22 protein-coding genes are annotated in these 26,704 nt (G+C 69.7%); 7 read left to right on the plus strand and 15 right to left on the minus strand.

The window, feature by feature from the left end; all coding sequences use genetic code 11:
• Nucleotides 1-3 precede the first annotated feature (3 nt).
• The 6 genes from JQX13_RS44405 to JQX13_RS44430 form a co-directional block, all read right to left on the minus strand.
• Nucleotides 4-2,256, minus strand: coding sequence for a SpoIID/LytB domain-containing protein (locus tag JQX13_RS44405; protein ID WP_203412495.1), 2,253 nt, complete (start codon nt 2,254-2,256; stop codon nt 4-6).
• 7 nt (nt 2,257-2,263) lie between these two features.
• Nucleotides 2,264-6,982 carry an MG2 domain-containing protein gene (locus JQX13_RS44410; protein WP_203405459.1) on the minus strand — a complete coding sequence of 1,573 codons (4,719 nt, stop codon included), beginning with the start codon at nt 6,980-6,982 and terminating at the stop codon, nt 2,264-2,266.
• The gene (locus JQX13_RS44415; protein ID WP_203405460.1) at nt 6,979-8,601 is read right to left on the minus strand and encodes a hypothetical protein; all 1,623 of its coding nucleotides are present in this window, start codon (nt 8,599-8,601) and stop codon (nt 6,979-6,981) included. Before JQX13_RS44415 ends, JQX13_RS44410 begins: the two co-directional genes overlap by 4 nt.
• On the minus strand, nt 8,598-9,179 hold the full coding sequence (locus tag JQX13_RS44420) for a DUF1175 family protein (RefSeq protein WP_203405461.1): 582 nt from the start codon (nt 9,177-9,179) through the stop codon (nt 8,598-8,600). The genes JQX13_RS44415 and JQX13_RS44420 overlap by 4 nt, the downstream gene beginning before the upstream one ends.
• Nucleotides 9,180-9,194: 15 nt before the next feature.
• Entirely contained in the window at nt 9,195-10,100 is a 906-nt protein-coding gene (locus JQX13_RS44425) for a DUF2135 domain-containing protein (protein WP_203405462.1), read from the minus strand.
• Between the two features lie 147 nt (nt 10,101-10,247).
• On the minus strand, nt 10,248-11,141 hold the full coding sequence (locus JQX13_RS44430) for a sterol desaturase family protein (RefSeq protein WP_239014227.1): 894 nt from the start codon (nt 11,139-11,141) through the stop codon (nt 10,248-10,250).
• A 171-nt stretch (nt 11,142-11,312) separates the two neighbouring features.
• On the opposite strand from JQX13_RS44430, the gene JQX13_RS44435 reads away from it, so the two are divergent.
• From JQX13_RS44435 to JQX13_RS44445, 3 genes are all read left to right on the plus strand, one after another.
• Complete coding sequence (locus JQX13_RS44435) at nt 11,313-12,359, plus strand: pectinacetylesterase family protein (RefSeq protein ID WP_239014228.1); 1,047 nt, start codon at nt 11,313-11,315, stop codon at nt 12,357-12,359.
• A 91-nt stretch (nt 12,360-12,450) separates the two neighbouring features.
• On the plus strand, nt 12,451-12,897 hold the full coding sequence (locus JQX13_RS44440; protein ID WP_203405465.1) for a hypothetical protein: 447 nt from the start codon (nt 12,451-12,453) through the stop codon (nt 12,895-12,897).
• 105 nt (nt 12,898-13,002) lie between these two features.
• On the plus strand, nt 13,003-13,281 hold the full coding sequence (locus JQX13_RS44445) for a hypothetical protein (protein ID WP_203405466.1): 279 nt from the start codon (nt 13,003-13,005) through the stop codon (nt 13,279-13,281).
• A gap of 55 nt (nt 13,282-13,336) precedes the next feature.
• Here JQX13_RS44445 and mtgA read toward each other — a convergent pair whose 3' ends face one another.
• Nucleotides 13,337-14,272, minus strand: coding sequence for a monofunctional biosynthetic peptidoglycan transglycosylase (mtgA, locus tag JQX13_RS44450; protein ID WP_430384120.1), 936 nt, complete (start codon nt 14,270-14,272; stop codon nt 13,337-13,339).
• 152 nt (nt 14,273-14,424) lie between these two features.
• On the opposite strand from mtgA, the gene JQX13_RS44455 reads away from it, so the two are divergent.
• Entirely contained in the window at nt 14,425-14,814 is a 390-nt protein-coding gene (locus JQX13_RS44455; RefSeq protein ID WP_203405467.1) for a hypothetical protein, read from the plus strand.
• A gap of 62 nt (nt 14,815-14,876) precedes the next feature.
• Here the strand turns inward: JQX13_RS44455 and JQX13_RS44460 are convergent, their stop codons facing one another.
• A complete protein-coding gene (locus JQX13_RS44460) occupies nt 14,877-16,814 on the minus strand; it encodes an FG-GAP-like repeat-containing protein (protein WP_203405468.1) in 1,938 nt (645 codons plus the stop codon).
• 141 nt (nt 16,815-16,955) lie between these two features.
• Between JQX13_RS44460 and JQX13_RS44465 the strand changes: the two genes are divergently transcribed.
• Complete coding sequence (locus JQX13_RS44465) at nt 16,956-18,503, plus strand: GspE/PulE family protein (RefSeq protein WP_203405469.1); 1,548 nt, start codon at nt 16,956-16,958, stop codon at nt 18,501-18,503.
• A gap of 21 nt (nt 18,504-18,524) precedes the next feature.
• On the opposite strand, the gene JQX13_RS44470 is transcribed toward JQX13_RS44465, so the two are convergent.
• The gene (locus tag JQX13_RS44470) at nt 18,525-18,770 is read right to left on the minus strand and encodes a hypothetical protein (protein ID WP_203405470.1); all 246 of its coding nucleotides are present in this window, start codon (nt 18,768-18,770) and stop codon (nt 18,525-18,527) included.
• A gap of 240 nt (nt 18,771-19,010) precedes the next feature.
• Here JQX13_RS44470 and JQX13_RS44475 point away from each other — a divergent pair, with 240 nt between their 5' ends.
• Nucleotides 19,011-19,244, plus strand: coding sequence for a chaperonin (locus tag JQX13_RS44475; protein ID WP_203405471.1), 234 nt, complete (start codon nt 19,011-19,013; stop codon nt 19,242-19,244).
• A gap of 83 nt (nt 19,245-19,327) precedes the next feature.
• Nucleotides 19,328-19,987, plus strand: coding sequence for a peptide-methionine (S)-S-oxide reductase MsrA (gene msrA, locus JQX13_RS44480; RefSeq protein WP_203405472.1), 660 nt, complete (start codon nt 19,328-19,330; stop codon nt 19,985-19,987).
• Between the two features lie 21 nt (nt 19,988-20,008).
• Here msrA and JQX13_RS44485 read toward each other — a convergent pair whose 3' ends face one another.
• From JQX13_RS44485 to JQX13_RS44510, 6 genes are read right to left on the minus strand one after another with little or no spacing between them, the layout of a single operon-like run.
• Entirely contained in the window at nt 20,009-21,262 is a 1,254-nt protein-coding gene (locus tag JQX13_RS44485) for an ABC transporter permease (protein WP_203405473.1), read from the minus strand.
• Between the two features lie 7 nt (nt 21,263-21,269).
• Nucleotides 21,270-22,502: an ABC transporter permease gene (locus JQX13_RS44490; protein ID WP_203405474.1), complete on the minus strand. Its 1,233-nt coding sequence runs from the start codon at nt 22,500-22,502 to the stop codon at nt 21,270-21,272.
• Nucleotides 22,499-23,257 carry an ABC transporter ATP-binding protein gene (locus JQX13_RS44495; protein ID WP_203405475.1) on the minus strand — a complete coding sequence of 253 codons (759 nt, stop codon included), beginning with the start codon at nt 23,255-23,257 and terminating at the stop codon, nt 22,499-22,501. The genes JQX13_RS44490 and JQX13_RS44495 overlap by 4 nt, the downstream gene beginning before the upstream one ends.
• Nucleotides 23,254-24,522 (minus strand): efflux RND transporter periplasmic adaptor subunit, encoded by a 1,269-nt coding sequence (locus JQX13_RS44500; protein WP_203405476.1) that lies wholly within the window; start codon nt 24,520-24,522, stop codon nt 23,254-23,256. The genes JQX13_RS44495 and JQX13_RS44500 overlap by 4 nt, the downstream gene beginning before the upstream one ends.
• Nucleotides 24,519-25,847 (minus strand): TolC family protein, encoded by a 1,329-nt coding sequence (locus JQX13_RS44505; protein WP_203405477.1) that lies wholly within the window; start codon nt 25,845-25,847, stop codon nt 24,519-24,521. The genes JQX13_RS44500 and JQX13_RS44505 overlap by 4 nt, the downstream gene beginning before the upstream one ends.
• On the minus strand, nt 25,844-26,584 hold the full coding sequence (locus JQX13_RS44510) for a YIP1 family protein (RefSeq protein ID WP_203405478.1): 741 nt from the start codon (nt 26,582-26,584) through the stop codon (nt 25,844-25,846). Before JQX13_RS44510 ends, JQX13_RS44505 begins: the two co-directional genes overlap by 4 nt.
• Between the last annotated feature and the right edge of the window lie 120 nt (nt 26,585-26,704).

Here is a 26,704-nt window from a genome sequence, read left to right on the forward strand (position 1 = left end):
GGGCTAGGGTGAGGGTATGTCTGCCCTGTGTGGCGCTCCAGGGGTGGCTCCGTAAGCCCTCTCGAGGATCCGCCCGGCGTCGAGGCCGCTCGCCTTCGCCGCCTCCACATCGAGTCCCTCTCCGTGCCCCTGTCCTCGCCCCTCGAAGACCACCTGGGTGTCCTCGAAGGCAACGGAACGGGGACAGGCGGGGAGCTTCAGCGCGGAGCGCAGCCACTCGCAGGGCCGTGATTCGGTGACGTCGAACACGGCGCCTCCCTCGCGCTTCGTGCGCAGGTAGAGCACGCGCCCGTCCGCGAAGCGCACCGACACCGCGCCACTGCCCAGCAAGGACTCCACCTGGCCGCGCGGACGTATCTCCCGCCACGGCGCCTGTCCTCCCTGTGAGAACGGCAGCCACTCGCGCCAGCGGAGGGCAGGCGCGTCGAGCGCCCGTTCCTCCTCGGGCCGCACCCGCACGGTTCCGAGGAAGGCCTGGCAGTGCGTCGTGTCGCAGACCGGCCGGCCCGGGTGGCGGCTGTCCGCGTGCCGCTCGTTGTGGGCCACCACGCGCGCCAGCGCCACCCTCGCCTCTCCCGTCAACGCCGAATCCTCCGCCGCCACTACACCCGCCGTGTACTGCAGTCGCGTGGTGCGGAAGAGGAAGTCCGAGCCCCGCCGCGCCTTGAGCTCCTTCGGGCTGGTGGGGACTCCCGCGGGTGGTTTGTAGGGCGGAGGTGGAGAGCCCGTGAAGATGCCGGCGTAGTCGCGGCCAGCTGGCGCATCCGGGAAGCGCACCCGCCAGGGACTCCCGAGGCACACCGCCGCGCCCTTCGACACGAGCGTCTCCAGCTTCGAGAAGTCCTCGGGGATGGCGCGCGGCGAGCCTTCTTCCAGGGAAAAGCCCGAGCCCCGGCACCGCGCCTCGATGGCCCCCGGAGGCACCAGCCCCAGCACCTGCACCCGCGCGGACTCCAGCCCGCTCCGCTTCTTCCGGACCTTCGCCAGCACCTCGGGCACCTCGTCCGCGAAGGCGCGAGGCATCACCCCCGGCCTCGCCACCACCGCCACCAGGTCCTCGTCCACCGCGACGATCCACCCGAGCCTCGGCCGGCTGTCCGCGTCCCGCACCGTGCCCGTCTTCGTCGCCACGCCCGCGTAGGCCTTCGACGCTGGCAGCTCGGACAACGTCCCGCGCGCGGCGTTGTCGGCCAGCACCGCCATCAGCTCCGGCCTCGCCTCGGCCAACAACCGGTATGCCTGGGCAAGTCCCCACGGCGAGAGCCGCAGTGTCGAGCGCAGGCCGATGGCATCCGCCATGTCCAGGGGCGCGCTGGACAGACCCACCGAGGCCAGCACCGCGCCCCACGGGCCGAAGTTCCTCGGAGCGTTCCCCCTCGCCTCCCAGTCCAGGAAGTACCCGTTGCACGAGCGCAGCAGCGCCGTCTTCACGTCCACCTTCCCGGGCAGCCGCTCACCACAGAGCCACTCCGCGACCTCCGCTCGCGCGGCGAGCACCGGCGGTGGCGTGGCGCTCCCGGCCACCACGAAGGGCTTCAGCGTCGAGCCGTACGGCATCGCCGTCCGGATGTCGCCCTCGGCCAGCAGCACCTCGCCCGAGTGGCGGCTGAGCACCACCGTGGCGCTGGCCACCGCCTGCACCGCTGTGCCCACCAGCTCGTCCACGGACAGCGGCACCGTCCAGCGCGCCCCGTCATGGCACTGCCTCAACCGGCGCGTCAGGGCCTTTGCAAACCCCGAGTCCTCGTTCAGCACGCGCGCCAGGGCTCGCCGGGCGCGTGGCGTGTCCACATCCGGGTTGCGCGCCAGCTCCGCCGAGGCGCTCGTCAACGACTGGTAGGGCGCCTCCCGCCACTCGGCCAGCTCCCCGCTCACCGACAGCGCGAAGGCCTCATGGAACAACCGATCCTCCGCCGACGCCGGACACGCCCACCACAGGAGCTGATGGGCCAGCTCGTGCCGGAGCGCCACGCGCAACCGCGCATCCAGCACCCCGGGCGTGCCCTGCCGCAGCTCCACCATGCCCGGCCGCCCCTGCCCGTTGCGCGAGGGCAACAACGCCTCGCCCCGTTGCAGCGAGAGGGTGCCCGGGGCCCGCCCGGGCGCGCCACCGGCCTCGGCCACGTAGCGCGCCTCCAGCGCCTTCCACGTGGCCTCGGCCTCCGCGCGCAACTCCGCCTCGGGCGTCACGTCTCCCCGAGTCAGGAAGACAGGGGTGGCCGCCAGCAAGGCGACCGTCACGGCGGCCCACCCCATCACGTCCTCACCACCCGCCCTGGCTCACGTCGCCCGCGCTGCGCTGGGACGGCGTCACCTTCAGCACGTCCGAGCCCGTGCGCCCACGGATGCTCGTGACGTACATGTCCTCGATGAAGGCAGGCGGCGCGGAGAAGGTGCCCGCGAACTGCGCCCGCATCACGTACCCCACCGTGCGCGGACTGTCGCTCCACCACGCCGGCTCCTCGAAGAAGAACGTGGCGCGCTCGGGACTGAGCGAGCGCCGCTTGAGGGCCTCGGGCGCCAGCGGCAGCGCGTGCGGAGGACCGCGGAACTCCTTGTCCTCCACCAGCGGCACGAAGCCCGCGGGCACCGCGTCCTCCACCACGTAGTACGCCGAGCGGTTGCGGTTGTCGCCGTGCGCGTCCAGCGTCAGCTCCACGTACACCTCCTCGCCCTGGCTGAGGCTGTCACCCGGGGCGAGCCGCACCTTGCCGCCCTCGCGCAGCACGTAGTACGCGCGCTGGAGGCTCATGCCCTCGGCCACGGGCTTCACGTCCGCCAGCGGCGTGGCCGCCGAGGCCCGCAGCGTCGCCACGCCCTCGAAGCCCGCCACCTCCACCGCGCGGGTCCCCGGCTCGAGCGTCGCCACCAACCCCATGCCCCGAGGCGAGAAGCGCACCTTGCCCTTCGTCCCCTTCACCTCGGGCGGCGAGAGCTTGCGGAACTCCTTCGCGTCTCGCTCGATGAGCCACATCGAGTGCAGCAGCGCCGTGCTTCGATCGAAGGTGGACAGCCCCGGCTCCGACAGCGCCTCCAGCAGCCGCCGGCGCGCCTTGCTCACGTCCATCTTCCCGAAGGACGCCGCGTGACCCAGGATGGCGGTGAGGCCCACCCGGCGCAGCGGATAGCGCCACAGGGCCTCGCTCGGCGCGGGCATGCTGGCCAGCGTGACGAAGCCCTGGGTGCTCGCGGCCACCAGCTCGTCGATGCGGCCCTGGAGCTCGGGCTCCTTCATCACGCCCGCCTTCTCCGCGGCCAGCACCGCCAGCGCGAGCGGGTACAGGTCTCCCGGCTGCGCGGCCTGCACCAGCGCGCGCACCCGGGCCGCCTGCCGCTCTCCGTCCAGCCGCGCCAGCACCCAGGCCCGCGTGGCATCCCACTCGACGGGCAGCCCCTCCTGGGTCTCCAGCCAGCGCATGCTCTCGGTGATGCGCGAATCATTCCGGTCCACGAGCCCCGCCTCCACCGCGTACGCCAGCCCGTCCAGGGCGATGAGCGTCATGGGCAGATCCGGCGAGCTGTAACCGCTGAACCAGGCGAAGCCGCCGCCCCGGACGGACGCGTCCAGGATGCGGGCCGTGCCCTGCACCGCGCGGCTTCGGGCCTCGGCGAGCAGCGCCTGGCTGTCCGTGTCGAGCGACTCCAGCGAGCCCGCCCTCTTCAGCGTCTGGTACAGCGCCACGTTGGGCACCGTGGTGGACACGAGCTGCTCCACGCACCCATACGGATAGGTGAGCAGCTCACGCACGTTGGAGAGCGCCGCGTCCACCAGCGACGGCTGCAGCACCAGCTCCACCCCGGAGACCGTCGCGTTGGGGGCCGCGGGCAGGGACAGCTCACCGCCGCCCCACTGCGACACCTTCACCGGCTCGTCCAGCACCGCGGGCCGCACCGCCACCGCGCGCCTGTCATGCAGCGGCTCCTTGCCGCCCACCACCTCCACCGCCAGCTCGGCCGTGCCCGAGTCCTTCGCCTTCAGGGTGAGGGGCAATACCTGCTCGCCGCCCTGGCCCAGCTCCACCTTCTGCTTCAACTCGGCGGACTCGAGCACCCCGGCCGCCGCGAGCCGCACGTCCAGCAGCTGGCTGCCCTTGGAGGTCTCGCCCGCGGACAGACGCACCGAAGCGAGCGCCTCGTCCCCCTGGCGGAGGAACTGCGGCAGCGCGGCGTACAGGTTGAGCCCGCCGCGCGTGGCGAACTCGGACGTGGACTCGCCGAAGCGGCCCGAGGTGTCCGCCGCCACGCCCGTCACCACCCACAGCGTCTGGTTGGACGGCAGCTTGAAGCGCACCGTGGCGCGCCCGTCCCGGTCCGTGACGATCGTGGGGCTCCAGTACGCCGTGTCCCTGTCCAGATCCTTCGCCTGCCGCGTGGGCGGCTTGATGGAGGCGAAGGCATGGTCCGGCAGGCCCGCCATCTTCCGCGCGAGCGCCTCGCCATAGCCGTAGCCCTGGAACTCGGCGGAGAAGAAGGTGGCCACGTTGTTGCGGCCCACCGGGTAGAAGAAGTCGAGCACCTTCGGACGGAACTCGTTCTGGATGGCGTAGACGGCCTTGTCCACCACGCCCACCGAGAGCTGCGCCACCACGCCCTGGCCCTCGTGGTCCGTCACCCGGATGTCGATGACCTGCTCCGTGAGGGGCGTGGCCTCGGCGCGGCGGGGCTGCAGCGACACGTTGAGGGTGCGCTCGGCGGGGATGACGCGGAAGCCCACCGTGCGCTCCTCCCAGCGGCCCGAGGCCGTCGGGTACGCCACCGAGGCATACACCGCGCTGCCGAAGCGCTTCTCCACCTCGAAGGAGTGCACCAGCGTGCGGCCCTTCTGCTCCACGAGCCGCGTGCCGTACACCCCCGCGCCCGTGAGCGTCACCCACACCGGGCCCTCGTCCGAGCCACCCGGGCCCCAGCCGTCCGGCAACAGCGCCACGAGCTGCGCCGAGTCACCCGGCTCCAGCGTGCCCGACAGCGACGCCAGCGTCATGTTGGGCACCTGCGCCACCGGCTCATCGGACTCACCGATGACGAGCATCTGGTCCTCGCCCGTCCAGGCCTCGCCGCCCTTGTCCTTCACCGTCACGCGAGCCACCACCGCGCCCACGCCCGAGGTGGGTACCTTCTCGCGGTACGAGCCATCCGCCGCCGTGGTGAAGGACTTCTTGCCCAGGCTCTTCTCGCTCCCATCGGCCTTGCGCAGCACGAACTCCACCTCGCCCGGCGTGGCACCATAGGGCTTGCCGCCCAGCGTGGTGGCGCGGATGCCCAGCGTGGCCTCGGAGCCCTTGCGCACCACCGCCGCCGAGTAACGCGTGGACCCCAGCACCTCCACCTTGGAGAGGAAGAAGGCGGCGCTCGCGTTGGCGAACGTCTGCTGATCATCCCGCGCGCGCACGGTGAGCGAGTAGCGGTACGGCAGACGCTCCTCGCCCGGCTCGAGCGGGGGCACGGGAATCTCGATCTCCGCGTTGCCCTCGGCATCGAACGTCGCGGCGCTCGCCCAGGGGTCCTCCTCGACGCCGCGCTGGGCCACCGTGGAGAACAGGCGCTCGGGCACGCTCAACCGTCCCTCCGAGGAGGAGGCGCTCCCGTACGTCACCGCGCTCCCCTGCCCGCCCAGGCCCGCGTCATCCACCCAGGCCGGCGCGTCCAGCAGCGTGCGGTAGAGGAACACCTCGTACTTCGCGCCCGGAGGCACGCCACCCGCGTACCGCCGCGCCCGCACCGTGGCCCGCACCGTCTGGCCCGGAACGATCGTCTCCTTCTCCGGCTGCAGCTCCAGGTAGAAGGTGGGCTTCACGTAGTCCTGCACGCGCGCCTCGCCCTGGTGCGGCTGCGAGTCCAGCTCGGCCATCACCCGCAGCACGCCGGTGCCCAGATCCGCGGGCACGGACACGGTGCCGTTGAAGGCGCCGAACTCGTCCACCTTCGCGCGCGTCTGCACCTCGCGGCCCTCGGCCGAGACGAGCTTCACCGCCACCTCGCGCCGACGCGGCGTGAAGAGTCGCGCGAGGAAGCTGTCCGGCTGGCGCACCAGGCCACGGAACTTCACCTCGTCACCCGGCTTGTAGATGGGCCTGTCGCTGTAGATGAACACGTCCGGCGCCACCGCCAGCGCCGAGTAGAAGTCCGTGTCCACGATGGCGGTGTCCCCGCCCACCGAGGCCGTGGCGATGAGGCGCGGCTCCTGGACGGCCAGGGTCACCTCGCCCTTGTCGTCCGTGGTGCCCGCCGGTCCCTTGCCCGAGGGCAGATACACCCGCACCTGGGCACCCGCGCGTGGCTTCTGATCCCTCCCCGCCACGCGCACCAGCACCTGTCCATCCGTCTGCTTGAGCTGCACGGTGAGGTCGGTGACGACGAGCACCACCTGCCCCTCCACGCGGCCCTGGACGAGCTGGAGGATGTACGTGCCGGCAGGCAGCGGCGCGAGCGTCACGCGCCGCTCCTCGTAACCGCCGTAGTAGTGCGAGGTGTCGAAGCCCGGGACGTTGAACTCGCGCTCGGAGCCACCGAGGTCCATGTTCAACCACTGGCTGCGCACCACGGTGAAACCGGCAGGCACGCCCACGAGCTTCTCCGGACCCTCGGACACGCGGGCCATGGGTTGGCCCGGAGGAGGCGGCGGACGCGCGGGCAGCCCCGGCGCCACCGCCTTGCGGAAGTCCTCGTTCAGGGCGAACAGCAGGAAGCTTCCCGGCGAGCGCGTGGCGTTGAGCCCGCGGCTGAGCGCGTGGCCGGGGTTCGCCATCGTGGGGGGTGTCTGGTAGGCGCGCCGGATGTCCCCCTGCGCGCGGATGAAGGCATCGACGTCCGCGGGCTTGAGCACCCGCAACTCGACGGGCCCCTTGCTCTCGAAAGCGACGTCCACGGCCACCGGCTCGTTGCTGCCGTAGGCACGGGGAACGGTGATGTAGAGCGGCTTGGCCGCGGCCACGCCAGCGCACACCAGCGCGGCCAGTGCCGCGATGCGAGCGAAGCACCTCATGAGCCAAACCCTCCCGGAACCAACCTGCTGCCCTCCACCGTGCCTCGCAGGCCGATGTACGGCAGCGTCTCCAAGTCACGTCGCGCCGCTTCGATCTCCGGCGGGGCCGTGCGCTGTTTCGACTTCTTCGAATCCACCTGTGTCACCTGCGACCCATACCCATCCGCCATCAGCCCGCCGAGCAGCCGCCCGGTGTTGACGCCAAACGACACCGAGCCCGGCGCGCGGAGCCCCTGCACCACCGGGCCCGCGGCGTTGAGCAGGTTGGGCCCCTTCCCCTCGCACGCCTTGCGCAACCGCGCGAGCACGTCCGGAGTGGAGGCCAGCACGTGGTGCCCGCAGAGCGTGGCCGTCTCCATCCTGTTGGGCCCGGAGAAGATCTGCCCGAGCGCCTCGGCGTCCTCGGGCCGGCCCCACAACAGGGCCACCTCGGTGGGCAACTGCCCTGAGCCCCGGGGCGTCCACACCATCGCCACCTGACGCGTGCGCACGGCGCCCGTGTAGTGCTTTCCGGACCAGAAGGCCTTGAGGGTGTCGCGATCCAGCTGCTCGGGCAGCTTGAGCTGGAGCGCGAGCAGCACCGGCGTCTCCTCGGGGACGAGCCTCAGCAGCTCATCCGACAGGGGCGCGCTGTCCAGCCGGGGCTCGTCGGAGAGCCGTCCGGCGATGCCGCGGCCCACGAGCCGGTTGCCCTCGACGGCGAACTGCAACCGGATGCCATTGGCCATGCCCATCACGTGCGTGAGCAGCTGCGCCTCGCGGCCGAGCGGCTCGGGGGCGAAGCCCAGCTCCACGTCCACGTCCCGGGGAGCCTCGAGATCCAGGTGGGGCTCGCACAGGCCCTGGAGCACCACCACCGGATGCCGGCCGAACACGATCCGCTCCTCCGTGCGCGCGGCCCACAGCGCCTGCTCCGCCACGAGCCAGCGCGCCAGCTTGAAGCCCTCCGAGGGCACCTCGCCCTCCCCGCCCGGACAGGATTGGGCCACCATCTCGTTGCGGCGCACCACGCTGTTCATCGAGTCGAAGGCGGCCATGGCGGCGTTGCCCGGCTCGGGGACGATGACGGCGGGCGTGCCCGCGCGGTTGTCACCGGAGAACCACACCACGCGGAAGGGCGCGGCCAGGAACTGCCCGGCCATCACGTCGAACACAGCGCCCTTGAACTGGGCGCCCAGGTCCTCGGCGCGGGTGTCGAGGAACGCGGCCCACCCACCCACGAAGCCCTTGCCGAGCGGCTTCTGGAGCTGCTCCTTCACCCACGCGTTGCCGGAGAGCGCCTCGCGCACCTCGCCCGGCGAGTAGACGTCCGCCCAGATGGCGGGACGCACGGGCTCGGAGGGCACCTCCATCTGCCGCGGCTTGTCGGGCGCGGGAGGCAGGGCCTGGAGGACGAGGCCGGAGTTGGAGGGCGTCCCAGTGGGGCCCGTGCCCGTGGAGGAGCCCACCGCCCCCGGGGCCGGGGAGCCGGAGGAAGTGCCACGGCCGATGAGGAAGGCGGCAACGGCCACCACGATGAGCAGGACGATGCCCAGGATGATGAGCAGGGTCCGGGAACGCCTCCCCCCGGATGAGGGAACGGGGGGCGGTGCGCCCGGCGTGGGAGACGGAGGGTTCATGACATCCACTCCTTGAAACGGAAGAAGCCGAGGAAGGCGGTGTTCTGGGGCACCGGGCGCCACTCCACGGGGGCGTCGGTGACGAGCGACTGGAGGACGCCGGTGCGCACCGCGGCCCCCTTGTCACCCGGGTGGTAGACGACGCGCGTGGGGGCATGCGCCTTGTCCTCGGGGCGCACCACGAGCATCAGGTGGAAGAGGGGGCCCGAGTCCCGCTCCTGGCGGAAGGCCACCAGGTCTCCGGTGCGCAGCGACTCGCGCGTGGCCTCGTCGCGGCCGAGCGGGACGAAGCTGTGCGTCAGCAGCGTCTCCGCGTCGGCGAAGTCGGAGGGCCGGCCCCGGTCATCGCGCCACAGGGGCGTGGCGAGCCGCTCGGGCTGGAAGCGCCGGTACGCGCCGCGGAAGACGAAGCGCACGAGGCCCGCGCAGTCGCGCTGGTCCGGGTGCCAGGCCGGATCCATCCGGCGCACCTGGGCGAGCGCGCCCTGGGCGACCTCACGCCGCAACAAGGTCCCGAGGGACCCGGGCGGAGCGGGCGACGCCGCCTGGAGCGACAGGAGCAGGAGCAGGAGGCGCATGGTGTACCGGGCGCCTCAGTAGTCCGAGTCCATGCCGCCGCTGGTGAGCGCCTTGACGGCGGCGTCCAGGTCGCGGGGCCACGAGGCGGCCTTGGGGGCCGGATCCTGCGAGGGCACGTACACCTCGGCCTTGCCATCACCGAGCACGTTGATCCACGCGAGCACGCGCGTGGTGCCGGGCGTGGCGAGCGGGATGCGCACCATGCGGCGCAACTCCCGCGGGGTGCCCTCGTAGAGGACCACGTTGAGGGTGGCCACGGTGTGGGCCTTGTCGCCGCTGGGCCAGTAGTTGGTGGCGATCAGGTAGACGCCCTTGGGGGGCGCGCGGTGGACATAGAGGTACGGGCCGTAGGCGGGATCATCGAAGCTGCCGCCCTGCTCGTTGAGGTAGAAGGTGCCACCGCTGGGGCTCTCGGTGTTGGCCCAGTAGACGTGGGCCATCTTCTTCACGTCGAGCACCTGGCCCGAGCCTTCCTTGGCCGGGGAGACGCTGTCCTGGGTGGGCTCGTAGACGTGGAGGTCGGTGTAGACGCCCTCGGTGTCGCTGGTGAGGATGGCCTTGAGCGGCACGGGGGGAATCTGCGCGTAGCTGGTGGCCTGGGTGCGCGCGGTGCCGGCCTGGTTGATGGCCATCACGGTGACGACGTTCTTGCCACTGGCGGCGGGGAACTTGCGCTTGAAGCGCCCGCCGAAGGTGCGCATCAGGTAGCGGTCGCCGTTGATGGAGAGGACCACCGGATCGATGGTGGGGTCACTGACGGTGCCCTCCACGAGCAGCATCCGATCCACGGTCCAGCCGCCAGCGGGAGCGGTGAGGCGCACGGTGGGCAGCGTCTTGCCCTTTCCGATGGGAACACCCTGCTGACGGGAATGGGCGGTTGGGGCCTGGGTGAGCAGCATGGCCAGGATTACGGGCAGCATCGCGGGGCGGGTCCTGTCGAGAAAGGAACGGCCGACAGACTGCTGCACCCGGCTCGTATTTTTCAAGCGGTGCGGGGACTCTCATTCCCCGAGAGCGGCCCGGGCCCGAGGCCAGGGCCACCGCCCTCGGGGTGCGCCACGCGGAATCTAGACGGCGACCGCCTGCTGCCCTGCCTCGTGGGCCGGCGTGGAAGCCGAGGCCTGCTTCTCGGCGGCGGCCTTGCGCCGCATGTCCTCGGTGGTCTCGCTGTTGCCATCCGGCCGCCAGCCCGGGGGAGCGAAGAAGTACCCCGCCACCTCGCGCGGGCTCCGTGCGCTCATCACATCGCGCAGGAACGGGCCGAACTGGTGGAAGACAATCTTGAAGGGATTGTTTGTCTTCAACGGGTGCACCAGGCCGTACCGGCAGGGCAGATCGTCGCGCTCGGGGACATAGGTGCCGAAGAGACGATCGAAGACGACCAGCACGCCGCCGTAGTTGGCGTCCAGGTAGTCGAGGTTGGCCGCATGGTGGACGCGATGCGCGGACGGCGTGTTGAGGATGCCCTCGAGCGGCCCCAGCTTCGGCATCCAGTCCGCGTGAATCCAGAACTGGTAGCTCAGGTTCAGCGCGTACCCGGCGAGGATGGACTCGGGGGTGAAGCCGAACGCGGCCAGCGGAACGAAGATGACGTAGGCGCCCGTGATTTGAGACGTCCAGGCGAGCCGGCCCGCGGCGAGCAGGTTGATCTCATTCGACGAGTGATGCACCGCGTGCGACAGCCAGAACCACCGCACCCGGTGACCGAGCCGGTGATACCAGTAATAGAAGAACTCGATGCCGAGGAACAGGCTCACCCAGTACCAGACACCCTGCTGCGGGACGCTGAAGAGGCGATGCTCGTAGAGCCAGTACGCGCCCGGGAGGGAGACCGCGACGGGAAGGAGCCGGGTGACGTTGCGGCCCACGCTCACGGCGACGGAGGCCAGGGCGGAACGCCAGCCGTACTCTCGTTTGAAAATGAACTTGTATGCCAGCACTTCCAGGACGACCGCGCCCAAGGTAACGCCTAACAAGATAAAGGCCACGGGTCTGAACTGGTTCATGGAGAGCCTCACACGGTGACGAGCAGTGGCGCTTCCATAACACGGCGCGCCATGAGCCAGGTAGCCGGCCCGTGCTTCTCAACCCTCGCGAACGCACATATAGAACGCACGATGCATACCCCGAACATGGCTAGAAGCATGTGGGCCGTCCTCACCGCCGTGACGGTGATGTGGGCCGGTTGTGACAAAGAGCCGGATGAACCGCCCATCACCACTCCGGAGAACACCTGGAGCTGGATCGACTTCTCCAACTCCACCTGTGACGAGGGGACTCCCACGGGCCTGGGTGCCAATCTCCGCGAAAACAAGAACCTGCTCATCTATTTCAACGGCGGTGGAGCCTGCTGGGACGCCACCACCTGCCTGAAGAACAACCAGTCCACGCACGGTCCCTTCACCAAGACCCAGTTCGATGCGGTGGCCTCGCGGTTGTCGGGCTCCATCCTCGACCGGGAGCTCGCGAACAACCCGTTCAAGGACTGGAACATGTTCTTCATCCCGTACTGCACCGGGGACCTGCACATCGGCAACGCGGAGGTCGTCTACACCACCGACTCCACCTCCAAGACGTTCCACCACAAGGGGCGAGTGAACACGGAGGCCTTCCTGGCCCGCATCGTCGCCACGGTCCCCGACCCCGAGCAGGTGGTCGTCACCGGCGCGAGCGCGGGCGGCTTCGGCGCGGCGCTCAACTACGATCTCATCCGCTCCCAGTTCCCCAACGCGAAGGTCTACCTCCTTGACGACTCCGGGCCGCTGTTCAAGAGCAGCGCCATGTCCCCGGAGCTCCGCGCCGCCTGGGCCAAGGCCTGGAACTACGACGCTCCCATGAATGCCCTGGATCCGGCCGTGAAGGAGGACTTCGCGCAGCTCTACCCGGCGCTCGCCAGGAGGTACCCCAACGACCGGATGGCCCTCCTGTCCTCGCAGCAGGACCAGGTGATCCGGTTCTTCCTCGAGATGTCCGGCACCCAGTTCCAGGACGCGCTCGAAGACCTCAACGCCACGGTGCTCGAGCCCCTGCCCCACACCCGGTACTTCGTCACCACCGGCCAGGGTCACACGATGCTGGGGAAGCCGGCGGCCTCGAGCTCGCGGGGCGTGGTGCTCCTCGACTGGATCAACCAGATGATGACCGGGAGCGACACCGACTGGGTGTCCGTGCAACCGTAGCGCTCCCGAGCGCGAACGCCGTGGCCGGGCTCGACGCGAGGGCCCGGCCAGTGCCCCACCTCTCCCAGGTCTGCACGAGGACGACACGGACATGGTCACTGATCCCTACCGCGATCATTGCAAACGCCAGCATCGCATCCTGGCCCACCATCTCTGCCTGGAGGCGTGGCGCGCGGGCGACGACGGCATCCTCCTGGAGCGCCATCACCTGGAGGAGTTCCTGAAGATCGAACGCTTCAAGAGCTCCCGGGTCCAATGGCTCCTGGAGGACCTCGAGCCCTGGTTCAAATACATCTACCCGGTCTACTCCGAGAGCGCCCTGGAATCACTTCAGGCGCTGTACCTGTCCCGGGTTCCCATCGACGAGAAGTTCATCATCAAGAACGATGACGTCTCCGTCGAGGACCTCGTCGGCTGGATGCGGAACAACGGCGTACGCATCAGCCTCCTCTACTCGATCAGCACGCTCGTGCCCCTCACGGAAGAGCAGATCGTTCCCCGGCTCGCGTTGCTCGCCACGGGTCTGGCGGAGCCGTAGTAGCTCGCTCCCACACAGAAGCTGCGCTTCTCGTGGAACACCCGGCGAGGGATCGAGTATCTACGCCGCGCCCGAGGGAGCACATCCCGGGTACGGAGGAACGAAATGAAGAACGTGTTTTCTGGAGTGCTCGTGGCGGCCCTGGCCCTGGTGGGTCTGACGGGCTGCTCCAGCGACTGCAACAGCTACTGCAACCGGTACCAGGAGTGCCTCGCCTCGGACCTCAATGTGGACCGGTGCGTGGACCGGTGCGAGGAAGCCTCCGAGGAGGACGACGATCACGAGGAGCGGGTCGCCGAGTGCTCGGAGTGTGTCAACTCGCGCACGTGCGCGGAGGCCAACGAGGACTGCATCGACGACTGCTTCTTCGTCGTGGGGCCCTGAGCGCGGGTGACGACCCTCACCCCCCGCCCTCTCCCAGAGGGGGAGGGAGCATGGCTCAAACGGGCGAGGGGCTGTCCGCGGCCGGTTCCTCGGACTCGGGCTCATCCGCCGTCTTCCCGCTGAGGATCCGATCGATCTCCGCGTGAGCGGCCTGGGCCTGTCCGGCATCGAGCCGCCGCACCGCCTGCATCTGATCGATGATCCAATGCGCCCGCTTCTTCAGCGCCTTCGAGCCCGAGTTCAGTGAGCGCTTGCGCGGGGCGGGCAGCATCGACGCGAGGAGAGCCCCCTGCGCCGCCGACAACTGAGAGGCCGGGATGCCGAAGTGCTCCCGAGCCCCCGCGTCGATGCCGTACACGCCGTTCCCCCACTCCACCACGTTCAGGTAGATCGTGAGGATCCGGTTCTTCGGCAGCGACTCCTCCAGCCGGTGCGCCAGGATCAGCTCCTTGCCCTTGCGCAGCAGGCTGCGGTCCGTCGACAGCCACAGGTTCTTCGCCAGCTGCTGGGTGATCGTCGAGGCACCCCGCCCCAGCTTGCCCTTGCGGATGGCCTCTTCCAGCGCGTTCTCCAGTTCCTTCGTGTCCACGCCCTCGTGCAGGTAGAAGCTCGCGTCCTCCGAGAGCAGCACCGCGTCGACCGCGTACTTCGACACGCTCGACAACCCCACCCAGGACTGCCTGCGCCGGGGCTTGCGGCCCTCCTCCCGGGCCTCCTCCGCCCGCTGCTCGATGAGCGCCGTCGTCTTCGGATTCTGCTTCAGCAGGGTCGCCGCGTCCGGAAGGCTCGCGTACTCGTACGACGCGAACACCACGAGCACCAGGAACGCCACCATCAGCAACCGGCCCAGGAGTCCACCGCTCGCGCGCGCGGGGGTCTTCTTCGCCTTGCCCACCTGGCGCGCCTTCCCCACCTGGCTCGTCTTGCCCGTGGTCGCCTGCTTCGACTTCCCGGTGGTGCTCTGCTTCAGCTTCATCGTCCGACTGGCCATGTAGGCCTCACATCTACATCGAAGTCGCGCGGGAGGAAATTTCATCTCCCCGCCAGGCGGTCCGAGCGGCCATAAGAGGCCCTGCCTTCCTGCTTCTCGGCTACCGCAACGCGGTTCCACACCCGATTTCATCCCCACTCAAGGAGGGGTTCATGTCCATCCGGCTGATTTCTTGTGGCGCACTCATCGTAGGTGCAGCGCTCCTCGGGACGGGGTGCCGCAACCCGGCCCAGGCGCAGGTGACGCCCTCCCCCCAGCAGGAGCAGACCCAGGGAGGTTCCTTCTGCGGTGGCATCGCCGCCATTCAATGCCCCGAGGGCTTCACCTGCGTGGACGACCCGTCGGATACCTGCGATCCGAACAATGGCGGCGCCGACTGCGGCGGCATCTGCGAGAAGGAGAAGAAGCCCAACTGCGACGATCCGAACCGGACCTACGTCTCCAAGGATCCCGACAAGTGCGCGGCCATCCGCTTCGTCTGCGAGACCGGCAAGGAGCCGTTCTTCGATGACTGCGGCTGCGGCTGCCAGCCCGTTCCGTAGCGCGCGCTCCCGCCTCGAGTGCACCGGGGAGACATGCCCCCGGAGCACGGGACGCCCCTCCCCTACGGGAGGACCTCCACGGTAGAGCCCGAGAGCCGCACCGTCACTTCGGCGGAGTTCGGCAGTACGTCCTGCTCGTCGATGAGATCATTCTTGTCCACGCCCACGCGCAGTGTGTACGTGCCGTCCGGCACGTCCGTGATGTCCAGCCACTGGCACGGGTAGTCCGCCGAGTACACGTCCGACCAACCCGGCGAGATGCTCTGGGAGCCATCCTCGGCGACGCTTGCCGGCGGCGGCGCGTTCCCGCAGTAGGCCACGTAGTCCACCAGGAAGAAGCCCTGCTTGCGGCCCACCGCCACCACCGCGTTCTGGGTATCGAGCAGCTCGTAGCTGGCGAACCCGATGAGGTGATCATGCTGGTGGCATGCGTCGAACTCGTAGAGCTCCGGCCGCTCCTCGGGGGATGGGATGCGCACCGCGCTCGAGCCCAGGTTCGGAATGGAGACGCTGAAGCGCAGCAGGCGCCGGTCTCCTGGGGCTCCCACACAGCGCTCCATCACCTCGCAGGCCGTCTCCGGGAAGTTCCGCTGATCGATGAACACCGTCCGCGAGAGGATGTCCCCGTCCACCGTCACGTCCGGCTTGCCCCCACCGCTCCCCAGGCCGCACGCCACGTCCCCCCGCAGGAAGGGCGCGGGCTCCAGGCGTGGCGGTCTACCTCCGCCGAAGGCCACCACCCGCCCCGGCCGTGGCTGCGTCGTCGGCGCCAGTTGATCGAACGGAGGGGCCATTCCGACGATGATGTCGGCGTAGCCGTCCCCGTCGAGATCCCCCGCCCTCACGGGCACATACCGCACGTCCCCGTGGTACTCCGGCCCCAACGCATTGCTCCTCGGCCAGGCCCACTCCGGGCGCAGCTCGGCGGAGAGCCCCTGCTTCGGGAAGAACGCGTACAGGCGCCCCAGGGCGCCCAGCAGGAACTCCGTCTCCTGGCCATCCTTGTCCAGGTCCCCCACGAAGATGGGCGGAGGCGCGAGACTGGGAAACGCCCCGTCCCCGAGGACTCGCCAGATGGGCGCCGATGCGAAGCCTCCCTCCGGTTGGAAGAGGTGCACCGACAGGCGGCTCGGATCACTGATGACGACCTCCGGGTGTCCATCCCCGTTCTGATCCGGGAAGAAGCCCCGCACCATCTCGGCGGACGTCCAGGAGGGTGAGACCGACAGGCCCCCTTCGCAGACGCCGGGCTGGTCCTGCTCGCACCCGAGGAAGAGCTCGGAGGCATCCCCGTTCCAGCGCAGCAGCTCCTCCGCTCCGTCGCCGTTGAGATCACCCACCCGGACGAGCGAGAGCGTCCACCCTGGAAGGACCCGCGCCTGGGTGAACGGAGCCTCCGCCCCGGGCGTGGGGCGATAGAGGGTGGTACTCCGCTCCGCCCCCTGGGTGACGACGAGCTCATCGAGCCCGTCCCCATCCAGATCGACGAGGACGCCGTTGTAGTGGGCGCCCAGGAAGGGCACGCGGAAGAGCGGTGCCTGGAGCATCGACCCGAGGTCCTCCTGGCCCGCGAAGACGAGCGTTCCCGCGGCCTGGGAGCGGACGAGGATGTCGGCGAAGCGATCCCCGTTCACGTCGCCCACGGACACCGCGATGTTGCGCCCGCTCACGGACGGGTTGGGGTTCTGCCAGTCCATCTCGGCGATGACGGGCTCGGTGGAGAAGGACGTCCCCTCGCCGGCATAGATGACCAGGGAGCCCTTGCCCCGCATCAGTGAGCACGGAGGCGCCGCGACCACCAGATCCTGCTTCCCATCTCCGTTGACGTCCCCGAGCGCGAGGGAGGCACCGAAGCAGGATTGTCGGAGCGACTCGGGAGGCTCCAGGGTCCAGAGCGGCGTGTCGGACAGGAACGGGCCCTGCTCCTCCGGAGGTGGCGTGGGGCAGCCCCCCAGCACCACCACCCACGCGGTGGAGACGAGCACTCGACACATCCTCATGATGAAACCCCCTCGTGTCCTGGCCCTCCAGCCGGGCCGACGTTGCGCTGGATGCTCCCTCCAAACAGGGAGCGCCGACAGACAACGCGGGTGGGGAGGCCACATATCGGGCCCTCGCGCGAGCGTGTTATGCCCTGGGTCATGGCCCAGGGGTCCGATTCCTTCTCCGAGCTCGCCCAGTACACCCTCGATCGTCACTCCATCCGGCGGATGCCGGAACCGTTCTGCCGCCGCAACGTGGTGGTGGTGCTGGGCAAGGTCGACACGAAGACGCCCGATGCGCCCGTCACCATTGGCATGTTGGAGCCCGAGGACCAGGCCCTGCGCCTGGAGCTCGCCGACTACCTGCAGCGCCCCATCCACGCGGTGAAGCTGAACCGCTACGAGATCGAGAAGGCCCTGGAGGCGGGCTTCGGCGTCGGCGCCCAGACGAAGTCGGACCTGGTCATCCGCAAGCGCCCCGCCTCCAACCGCCAGCCCACCCCCGTCGAGCTCGTGGACGACATCCTCGCGGGCGCCATCGAGCGCAGGGCCTCGGACATCCACATCGAGAGCTACCTCGAGGACGTGGACCTGCGCTACCGCATCGACGGCATCCTCCACCAGTCCCACACGGACATGGATCCCGAGTCCGTGCAGGAGGTGGTCAGCCGCATCAAGATCCTCGCCGGGATGGACATCACCGAGCGCCGTCGGCCCCAGGATGGCCGCATCCGCGCCGTCATCGCTCGGAGCGAGGAGCAGAAGGTCATCGACTACCGGGTGAGCGTGACGCCGAGCCCCGGCGGCGAGGACGTGGTCATCCGCGTGCTCGACTCGAGCGTGGGGCTCGTGCCCGTGAGCAAGCTGGGGATGAACCCGACGATGGAGCGGCTCTTCCTCCAGCTCCTGTCCAACCCCGAGGGCCTCATCCTCGTCACCGGCCCCACCGGCAGCGGCAAGACGACGACCCTCTACGGGGCGCTCGCGCAGCTCAACGACGGGCGCAAGAAGATCATCACCGCCGAGGACCCCATCGAGTACTACGTCCCCAAGGTGAACCAGAAGGAGGTCTCCCCGCAGATGTCCCACGCGGTGCTGCTGCGCGCCCTGTTGCGGCAGGATCCGAACGTGATGCTCGTGGGGGAGATCCGCGATCTGGAGACGGGCAGCATGGCCCTCAACGCCGCGGCCACCGGCCACGTCGTGCTCGGGACGCTCCACACCGCCGATGCCGTGGGCGCCGTGGGACGGCTCCGAGGCCTGGAGCTGGAGAGCTCCGACATCGCGGACTCACTGCTCGCGGTGCTGGCCCAGCGGCTCGTGCGCCGCATCTGCGTCAGGTGCGCGGTGCCCACCCCGCCCACGCCGGAGCAGCGGGAGTTGCTCGGTCCGCTGCTGGACGGCATCCAGCTCCAGGTGGGCCAGGGCTGCGAGGAGTGCCGTCACACCGGCTACCGCGGGCGCGTGGGCATCTACGAGCTGCTGGTGGTGGACTCGGAGATGCAGGATCTCATCGCCAGCGGTGCCCATGGCGTCCAGCTGCGCCGCCACGCGCGCACGCACGGCTTCCGCACACTCGTCGAGGACGCGCTGGACAAGATCGCCGCCGGCCACACCACGCTGGCGGAGCTGCTGCGCGTGGTGCCCTACCGGCAGCTCGTCAGCACCCGCGAGGATCGTCAGCGGGAGTTACAACACGCGGGCTGAGGGGCCCCCGCCCCGGGCCGCTCACTGCAACAGGAGGAAGAGCGCGGCCAGCCCCAGCCCCAGAAGCACCAGCACCACCACCAGCGTCCGCGGCGGGAGGGCCTCGACCCTCGTCCGCGAGGGTGCCTTGGGAGGAAGCGGCTCGGGCGGCACGTACGGATCCTTCGAGATGCTCAGCCGCAGCTGAACCGAGGGAGACAGGTTGCGCCCGAGGTCCTCGGGCCGCACGGGCTCCCCATTGATGATGAGACGAGGCGGCTCCGTCATCGACCCACTCTACCCCCTTCGAGGCGGGCCCCCGGGGATGTCCTTTTGTTCCAGTGGGGGACCCCTCCCTCTGTAGAAATGACAGTCCGAGGCACGGGTCCTTCCGCTTGCCTGGCTGTAGGACACACGTGTTTTCAAGGGCTTATGAATTGGCGCGCGGGTTGCTTAGAGAATCCAGCGTGGGGCGGGCGGCGTGGGGCGTTGGCAACAGGACGAACAACCCGGACTCGAGGGCGGACCATGGCGAAGACCCAGCGTGGTGGACAGGTGATGAAGGTGGCGCGGCAGGTGAAGGGGACGGCGGGGCGGGCAGTGGCGAAGGCGGCCCGGCCAGTGCGCAAGGTGCAGGTGACCCTGGGTGATTTGATCGCCGCGGCCATGGACGTGGCGGGCGAGACGAAGGCCGCCGCGAAGCTGGTGTCGTCGCGCGCGATGGAAGAAGTGACGGGACGTCACATCGTGTTCGTGGGTTGAGGGAGCGATCGCCAGCACGCTCCCCCGCCCCCCGGACGCTCACATTCCCGGCGCGAGCCCGCACGCCGCGTTATTTTCGGGGCATGTGGCGGATCCTCAATCCCAACAAGCTGAAGCTTCCGACGCCGGAGGAGGCCCTGCCGGGCCGTCCCACCCGGATGGCGGTTCCCAAGAAGCATTACGTCAACGGCGCGCCGTTGGAGCCCCCCTTCCCGGAGGGCCTGGAGCAGATCGATCTCGGTCTGGGCTGCTTCTGGGGCGCCGAACGCAAGTTCTGGCAGACGCCCGGCGTGTACTCCACCTCCGTGGGCTACGCGGGCGGCCTCACGCCGAACCCCACCTATGAGGAGGTGTGCTCCGGCCGCACCGGCCACACCGAGGTGGTGCGCGTGGTGTACGACCCGAAGCAGGTCTCCCTCGAGACGCTGCTCAAGGTCTTCTGGGAGAGCCACGATCCCACCCAGGGCATGCGCCAGGGCAACGACGTGGGCACCCAGTACCGCTCGGCCATCTACTGGCACACCGACGCGCAGAGGAAGGCGATCGAAGCCTCGCGCGAGGCCTACCAGAAGGTGCTCACGAACGCGGGCTACGGTGCCATCACCACGGAGCTGCGCCCGGCGCCCGAATTCTATTACGCCGAGGACTACCACCAGCAGTACCTGGCGAAGAACCCGAACGGGTACTGCGGCCTGGGGGGCACCGGCGTGAGCTGCCCCGTGGGCGTGGCCGCCGCGACGTAACGGCGGCCGGAGCCATGCGCCCTACTCCGAGCGCATGGCCTCCACCGGATCCAACCTCGCGGCACGCGCCGCGGGGTAGATGCCGAACACGAGCCCCACGCCCGAGCTCATCCCCAGCGAGAGCGCCACGGCCCAGCCGGGCACCACGGTGTTGAAGCCCAGCATCCACCTCGCGAGGAAGGCCAGCCCGTAGCCGAGCCCCACGCCGATGGCGCCACCCATCAGCGACATCATCACCGCCTCGGTGGCGAACTGGCCGAGGATGCGCCACTTGCGCGCGCCCAGCGCCTTGCGGACACCGATCTCCTTCGTCCGCTCCGTCACCGACACCAGCATGATGTTGAGGATGCCGATGCCGCCCACCACCAGCGACAGCAGGCACACCCCGAAGCTGGCGATGGTGATCACCTGGGACAGGCTGTTGAAGGTCTCGGTCATCGACTCGTTGGTGCGCACCTCGAAGTCGTTGGGCGCCAGCGGAGCCACGTCGCGCCGGCGGCGCAGCAGGTTCGTCACCTCCTCCTGCGCCTTGGAGAGCAGCTCCGGCGACCGGGCCTGCACCGTCAGGCTCACCGAGTTCACCGTCCCATAGAGCGTCTCATAGGCGCGCAGCGGCACGAAGACCACGTTGTCCATGCTCATCATGCCCAGGAAGCTGCCGCGCCGCTGCAGCACCCCCACCACGGTGAAGGGGCGGCCCTTGATGCGGATCTCCTGGCCGAGCGGCTCCATGCCCGGGAAGAGCGTGTCCACCACGTCCAGCCCCAGCACCGCGACCTGACGCCCGTCCACGGCCTCCACCTGGCCGAAGAAGCGCCCCGAGGCGATGGAGATGCCGCTGGTGTCGATGTACTCGGCCGTGGAGCCCGTGACGCGCACCGAGGGACGCGTCTCCACGCTCGAGGTGGAGAGTTTCTGGCCCCCCTTGGTGTCCGCCGCGGACACCACGCCCACCGAGGGGCAGAACTCCTGGACGGCGCGCAGGTCCTCCAGCGTCAGATCCTTGCGCTTGGCGTACATCCGCCAGTTCACCCGGCCGAAGCCCGAGGGCCACTTGCTCACCTGGAAGCTGTTGGCGCCCAGCTGCGACAGGTCGTTGTTCACCTTGAGGCGCAGGCCCTCGATGAGGGCCATCATGGTGATGACCGTCGTCACGCCGATGACGATGCCCAGCAGCGTGAGCAGCGAACGCAGCGGGTTGCCCAGGAACGTCCCCAGGGCCAACCGCAGGTTGTCGGCCATCGCCAATAGGTTGGCCTCGATGCGTCGGTACATGTCGTGCTCACTCGTAGCGGAGGGCTTCCACCGGATCCAGGTTCGCGGCCCGCGCCGCCGGCCAGATGCCGAACAGCAGTCCCACCAGCGCGGCGAAGCCCACGCCGCCCACGATGGTGAGCCACTGCACGTCCGCCGCCAGCGGGGTGATGAGGGACACCAGCTTGGCCGTCCCCAGCCCCACCACCGTGCCCAGCAGGCCGCCCACCGCGGACACGGCGGAGGCCTCCATGAGGAACTGCACCACGATGGTGCGCTTGCGGGCCCCGAGCGCGCGCCGGATGCCGATCTCCCGCGTCCGCTCGCGCACCGACACCAGCATGATGTTCATGATGCCGATGCCACCCACCAGCATGGTGATGAAACCCACGCCCAGGGCCACGCCATAGAGCGCACCGGTGAGCTGCTCGTACGTCTGCGCCAGCTGCTCCGGACGGTTGATGGAGAAGTCGTCCGGGGCCTCCGGGGGCGTGCTCCGCACGCGCCGCAGGATGCCGATGAGCTGATCCTCCGCCTTGCGCACGTCCTCCGCGCGCTCCACCGCGATGGCGATGCTGAAGGGGCGGCTCTTGCCGAAGGTGGAGTAGAACGTCTTGAAGGGCATCAGCACGATCAGATCCTGGTCTTCATCCAGGAGCTTGCCCTTGCGCGACAGCGTCCCCACCACCTGGAAGGGCCGGCCGTCGATGCGGACGGAGCGGCCCACGGGATCCAACCCCGGGAAGAGCCCCTCCGCCACTGAGGCGCCGATGACGACCACGGGCCGGGAGGTGGCGTCGTCCGCCTCGGTGAGGGTACGGCCGGCCACCACCTGGAAGGAGCCGATGGAGAAGTACTCCTGCCTCACCCCGCCAATGTCCACGGAGGACAGCTGCTCGCCCCCGAAGGCCACGTCCCCGGTGCGGTTCACGTAGGGCGAGATGGCGGTGATGTACGTCGACTGCGCGCGGATCTGCTCCACCTGCGGCAGGGTGAAGTTCTTCCGGTTGCGGTACAGCCACCAGTCGCCCTTCATCACCCAGGGGAACTTGGAGACGTAGAGGGTGTTGGAGCCGATGGAGGCCAGCTGTTTGTCGAAGGAGGCGTTGAGCCCCTGGATGATGCCGATGATGGCCAACAGCGTGGCCACGCCGATGCCAATGCCCACCGTGGTGAGCACCGTGCGCATCCGGTTGGCCCCCAGCGAGAAGAGCGCGATGCGCGCCCCCTCGAGCACATCCACGCGCACCGCCCTGCTCATGCGCCCCCCACGGCCTGCGTCTGGGGCACGTCGCCCAGGGCCACCTGACGCCCGGGGCCGTCCGCGACGATCTGCCCGTCACTGAGCCGGATGGCCCTCGGGCAGCGCGCCGCCAGCTTCGGCTCGTGCGTGACGAGCACCAGCGTGTTGCCCGCGCGGTGCAGCTCCTCGAACAGCCGGACGATCTCCTCACCCGTGGCCGAGTCCAGGTTGCCCGTGGGCTCGTCCGCCAGGAGCATGGAGGGCTCGGCCACCAGCGCCCGGGCGATGGCCACGCGCTGGCGCTGACCACCGGACAGCTCGTTGGGCCTGTGGTGCATGCGGTGCTCCAGGTGCACCTTCGCCAGCGCGGCCTTGGCCCGCTCGCGCCGCTCCCTGGCCCGCATGCCCCGGTAGACCAGCGGCAGTTCCACGTTGGCCAGCGCCGTCTCGCGCGGCAGCAGCTGGAACGTCTGGAAGATGAAGCCGATCTCCTCGTTGCGCACCACGGCGAGCTCGTCGTCCGTCATGCGCGACACATCCTTGTGGTTGAGCAGGTAGCGGCCGCTGCTGGGCGTGTCCAGGCAGCCCAGCACGTTCATCAGCGTGCTCTTGCCCGAGCCGGACTGGCCGATGATGGCCACCCACTCGCCGCGGCTGATGCCGAAGGAGACGCCGCGCAGCGCGCGCACCTCCTCGCCGCCCACGTGGAAGACACGGGTGACGTCCTGCACATCGATGAGCCGGGAGTCCCCGGCGCCGTTGGACTCGCTCACGACTTCTGCCCACCCCGGCCGCCACCCGGGCCACCCGGCTGCGGCTCGCGCACCGTGTCGCCGGGCTTCAGCTCCTTGGACAGCGTGCGGTAGGGGCCCTCCACCACCCGCTCGTCCGGCTCGAGCCCCTCGAGGATCTCCAGATCCGTGTCGGAGGCGATGCCCGTGCGCACCCGGCGCAGCTGCGCCTTGTTGTCCTTGTCCACCACGAAGACCACCTTGGCCAGCGTCTCCGCGCGGCGGGCCACCGTGAGGCCCCCACCCTCCACGGGCGGCTTGTAGTCCGGCAGGCTCCGCTCCGGACGCACCGTCACCGACTGGATGGGGACGAGCACCGTGTCGTCATGCGTCTCCGCGGAGATCCGCACCTCGGCGCTCATGCCCGGCAGCACCCGCGCCGGCCGCGTGTTCAGCGCCACCTTCACCGGGAAGGAGGTGACTTCCGCCTCGGTACCCTCGTTCTTGATGAGCGCCTTCTGGGCGATCTCCACCACCGAGCCCTGGTAGGACTCACCCTCGAGCGCGTCCACGGTGATCTCCGCGGGCTGGCCGGGCTTGAGGTGCACCACCTCGTGCTCGCCCACCTCGAACTTCACCTCCATGACGTTGAGCGCGGCGATGGTCATCACCACGTCCTCGGAGAGGTCCGAGCCACGCACCCGCTCACCCACCTCGCGCGACAGCTCGATGACCGTGCCATCGATGGGCGAGAGCAACGTCGTCTTGGAGAGATTGTTCAGCGCCTCCTCGTACACGGCGGAGGCCTGGGCCAGACGCTGCTGAGCCGCGGCCAGCCGCCCCATCGCCGAGTCCCGCGCCGACCGCGCTTGATCCACCTCGGCCGCCGAGGCCAGCTCCTTCCTGCCCAGCTCCTCCACGCGGGCGAGCTCGGCCGCCGTGCGATCCGCCTCCACCTGGGTCACCTGCGCGTCCGAGCGCGCCGCGTTCTGCGCCGCCAGCGCCTGCTTCACCGTCGCCTCGTAGCGCCTGCGATCGACGCGGCCCAGCACCTGCCCCTTCGCGACCCGCTCCCCCTCCTTCACCAGCAGCTCCGTGAGATCGCCGGAGAGGCTGGAGGAGATCTTCACCGTGGTGGCCGCCTGCACCTTGCCGGCGCCGGTGATGGTGCGGGTGATGCTGCCCTTACGGGCCTTCGTCACCTGCGCCTCCACGGTGGGCGGGGGGCGATCCTTCAACCCTCCAGCGGTGATGGCCGCGGCTCCGAGGAACAGCCCCCCTGCGATGACTGCCTTCCACCACTTCATTTCGCCTCTCCCGGTGCCAGCGTTCCCATGGCCCGCATCAGCGCGAAGCGGGCGATCTCCACGTCAATCCTGTTCTCCAGCAGCGTCAGCTCGGCCTGCGTGAGCTTGAGTTGCGCGTCGCGCACCTCCAGCGTCGAGCTGACTCCCGCGTTGAAGCGCTCCTCCGCGAGCGTCAGCGCGGCGGCGGCCACCTTGCGGTTGGCCTCGGCCAGCTCCGTGGCGGCCAGCTGCGTCACCAGCGCCTCGTGCGCCTGACGCACCGCTCCTTCCAACTCGCGCTCCGACTGTTGCAGGTTCAGCTCGGAGATCCGGCTCTGGTACTCCGCCCGGCGCGTCTGCGCCTGGGTGGTGAAGCCGTTGAAGAGATCCCACGACAGCGAGATGCCGCCGGACACCGAGTTCTGCCGGTCCGGCCGGGAGAAGAAGATCTCCGCGTCCGGAGCCGCGTGCTGGAAGTTGCCCGAGAGGGAGAGGCGCGGCAGGTACCCGGCCCTGGCGATGCTCTCCTGGAGCTCCGCCGCGCGCAGTTGCTGGCGCAGCACCACCAGCAACGGCCGGCGGGTCCTCGCCTCCCGCAGCGCCATGTCCAGGGACGGCGCCGGCGCGGGCGGCTGGTTCATCACCCCCGGATCCACCGCCACCGCGGCCTCCGCGCCCGGCATGGCCAGCCACGTGACCAGCCGCACCTGGTCCGCCGCCAGCTGCGACTGGCGCGTCACCACGGCGATGCGATCATTGCCCAGGTTCACCAGCGCGGACAGCTCCTCGGCCTTTCCCACCCGACCCGCCTGGTAGAGCGCCCGGGCCCGCTCGAGCTGCTGCTCGCTGCGCCGCACGTTCGCCTCCAGCACCTGGATGGTGGCCTGGGTGCGGAGGAGCGCGAAGAAGCGCTGGATGCCCTCCAACTCCGAGGTGTCCTGCTGCTCGAGCGCCTGGCCCCGAGCCGCCTCCAGCTGCGCCCCGCTCTGCGACAGCCGTGCCCAGACGGCCCGGTCATAGAGGAGCTGCGAGACGGAGACGCCGAGGTTGAAGCCGGGGTACAGAACCTCCGGGGTGTCGGTCGGCAACCGCTGGAAGCCGCCCCCCTCCACGGGCACCACGTTGTAGTCGCGCTGGGGGCCCACGTAGTTCACGGAGGCCCCCGCCGAGAGCCGGACCTGGGGCAGCAGCGACGAGCGGGCCACGCGCACATCCTGCTCGGCGCTGGAGGCCTGCAGCACGGCGGTCAGCGCCTGGGTGTTCTCCCGGCTCCGGACGCGCGCGTCCTCCAGGGTGATGGGCGTGGGGTTGGCGGCGAGCACCGCCGCGAGTACGAGCGCGTTCATCGTGCACCTCCCGGAGGACCACGCGGAGGACCACCGGGCCCGCCAGCCGACATCGCGGGCAGGCCGATGAAGAACACCCCGACGAACAGGACGTAGAGGACGAGGCACAGCAGCACCGCCCGGCCCCTGCTCATCCCCGTGGCCGAGGAGAAGCCCAGCCCCAGCAGCCCCACGCTCCACAGGTTGAAGAAGTCCACCCCCTTGAGCACCCGCTGCAGCTTGGGGGACAGCCCGTCCAGCACGGCCAGGCTCGAGGGCACCAGGTCCGCCACGCGCGCCTCGGTGAGGGAGTACTGCGCCAGCGCGCAGACGGCGAAGATGGCGTGGTAGAGCGCGATGGGCAGCATCGCCAGCGCCGCCGCCGACATGAACCGGCCGAAGGGCGCCGTCCTGTCGAACAGCCACGCGCACACCCACAGCGCCGCCGCCAGCACCAGCGTCAGCAGCGGCATCACGAAGACGCCCTTGGCGATCCCCGCCACCAGCGCCTTGCGCGAGGCGGTCTGGATCTCCTCGGAGATCTCGGTCTCCGTCATCCGCTCGAGCTTGCCGGTCATCTGCAGTTGCCGCACCACCGCGGGGCCAGCGTCCCAGCGGAGGGAAAAGGCGGTCCCGGAAGCGGACACGCACACGACGAGGATCAGGAGGGGCCAGAACCAGCGCCGGGCCTCGATGGCCGCGCCTGTCGCGTCGAGCGGGTCGACGAGCACGCGGGTGGGTTGGACGAGTGAGCTCATATGGAGGAGGTGTCGCGCAATCGGGATGTACGCCCAGGAGCGCGCCCTATTGCAAGCCAGGTGACACTGGACGCCCAACAGGCGGGCAGGCGGCCCATTCCCCGGGCTCCGGCCTGAAAA

This window comes from Archangium violaceum (assembly GCF_016859125.1).
Taxonomy (GTDB): Bacteria; Myxococcota; Myxococcia; order Myxococcales; family Myxococcaceae; genus Archangium; species Archangium violaceum_A.

Bases quoted from the DNA above. Each gene is read 5' to 3' on its own strand.
- JQX13_RS44440 (WP_203405465.1), top strand. From the start codon at position 12,451: ATGGTCACTGATCCCTACCGCGATCATTGCAAACGCCAGCATCGCATC.
- JQX13_RS44405 (WP_203412495.1), bottom strand. From the start codon at position 2,256: ATGGGGTGGGCCGCCGTGACGGTCGCCTTGCTGGCGGCCACCCCTGTC.
- JQX13_RS44465 (WP_203405469.1), top strand. From the start codon at position 16,956: ATGGCCCAGGGGTCCGATTCCTTCTCCGAGCTCGCCCAGTACACCCTC.
- JQX13_RS44485 (WP_203405473.1), bottom strand. From the start codon at position 21,262: ATGTACCGACGCATCGAGGCCAACCTATTGGCGATGGCCGACAACCTG.
- JQX13_RS44420 (WP_203405461.1), bottom strand. From the start codon at position 9,179: ATGCGCCTCCTGCTCCTGCTCCTGTCGCTCCAGGCGGCGTCGCCCGCT.
- msrA (WP_203405472.1), top strand. From the start codon at position 19,328: ATGTGGCGGATCCTCAATCCCAACAAGCTGAAGCTTCCGACGCCGGAG.
- JQX13_RS44445 (WP_203405466.1), top strand. From the start codon at position 13,003: ATGAAGAACGTGTTTTCTGGAGTGCTCGTGGCGGCCCTGGCCCTGGTG.
- JQX13_RS44510 (WP_203405478.1), bottom strand. From the start codon at position 26,584: ATGAGCTCACTCGTCCAACCCACCCGCGTGCTCGTCGACCCGCTCGAC.
- JQX13_RS44455 (WP_203405467.1), top strand. From the start codon at position 14,425: ATGTCCATCCGGCTGATTTCTTGTGGCGCACTCATCGTAGGTGCAGCG.
- JQX13_RS44505 (WP_203405477.1), bottom strand. From the start codon at position 25,847: ATGAACGCGCTCGTACTCGCGGCGGTGCTCGCCGCCAACCCCACGCCC.
- JQX13_RS44415 (WP_203405460.1), bottom strand. From the start codon at position 8,601: ATGAACCCTCCGTCTCCCACGCCGGGCGCACCGCCCCCCGTTCCCTCA.
- JQX13_RS44475 (WP_203405471.1), top strand. From the start codon at position 19,011: ATGGCGAAGACCCAGCGTGGTGGACAGGTGATGAAGGTGGCGCGGCAG.
- JQX13_RS44500 (WP_203405476.1), bottom strand. From the start codon at position 24,522: ATGAAGTGGTGGAAGGCAGTCATCGCAGGGGGGCTGTTCCTCGGAGCC.
- JQX13_RS44410 (WP_203405459.1), bottom strand. From the start codon at position 6,982: ATGAGGTGCTTCGCTCGCATCGCGGCACTGGCCGCGCTGGTGTGCGCT.
- JQX13_RS44470 (WP_203405470.1), bottom strand. From the start codon at position 18,770: ATGACGGAGCCGCCTCGTCTCATCATCAATGGGGAGCCCGTGCGGCCC.
- JQX13_RS44490 (WP_203405474.1), bottom strand. From the start codon at position 22,502: ATGAGCAGGGCGGTGCGCGTGGATGTGCTCGAGGGGGCGCGCATCGCG.
- mtgA (WP_430384120.1), bottom strand. From the start codon at position 14,272: ATGGCCAGTCGGACGATGAAGCTGAAGCAGAGCACCACCGGGAAGTCG.
- JQX13_RS44435 (WP_239014228.1), top strand. From the start codon at position 11,313: ATGGCTAGAAGCATGTGGGCCGTCCTCACCGCCGTGACGGTGATGTGG.
- JQX13_RS44425 (WP_203405462.1), bottom strand. From the start codon at position 10,100: ATGCTGCCCGTAATCCTGGCCATGCTGCTCACCCAGGCCCCAACCGCC.
- JQX13_RS44460 (WP_203405468.1), bottom strand. From the start codon at position 16,814: ATGAGGATGTGTCGAGTGCTCGTCTCCACCGCGTGGGTGGTGGTGCTG.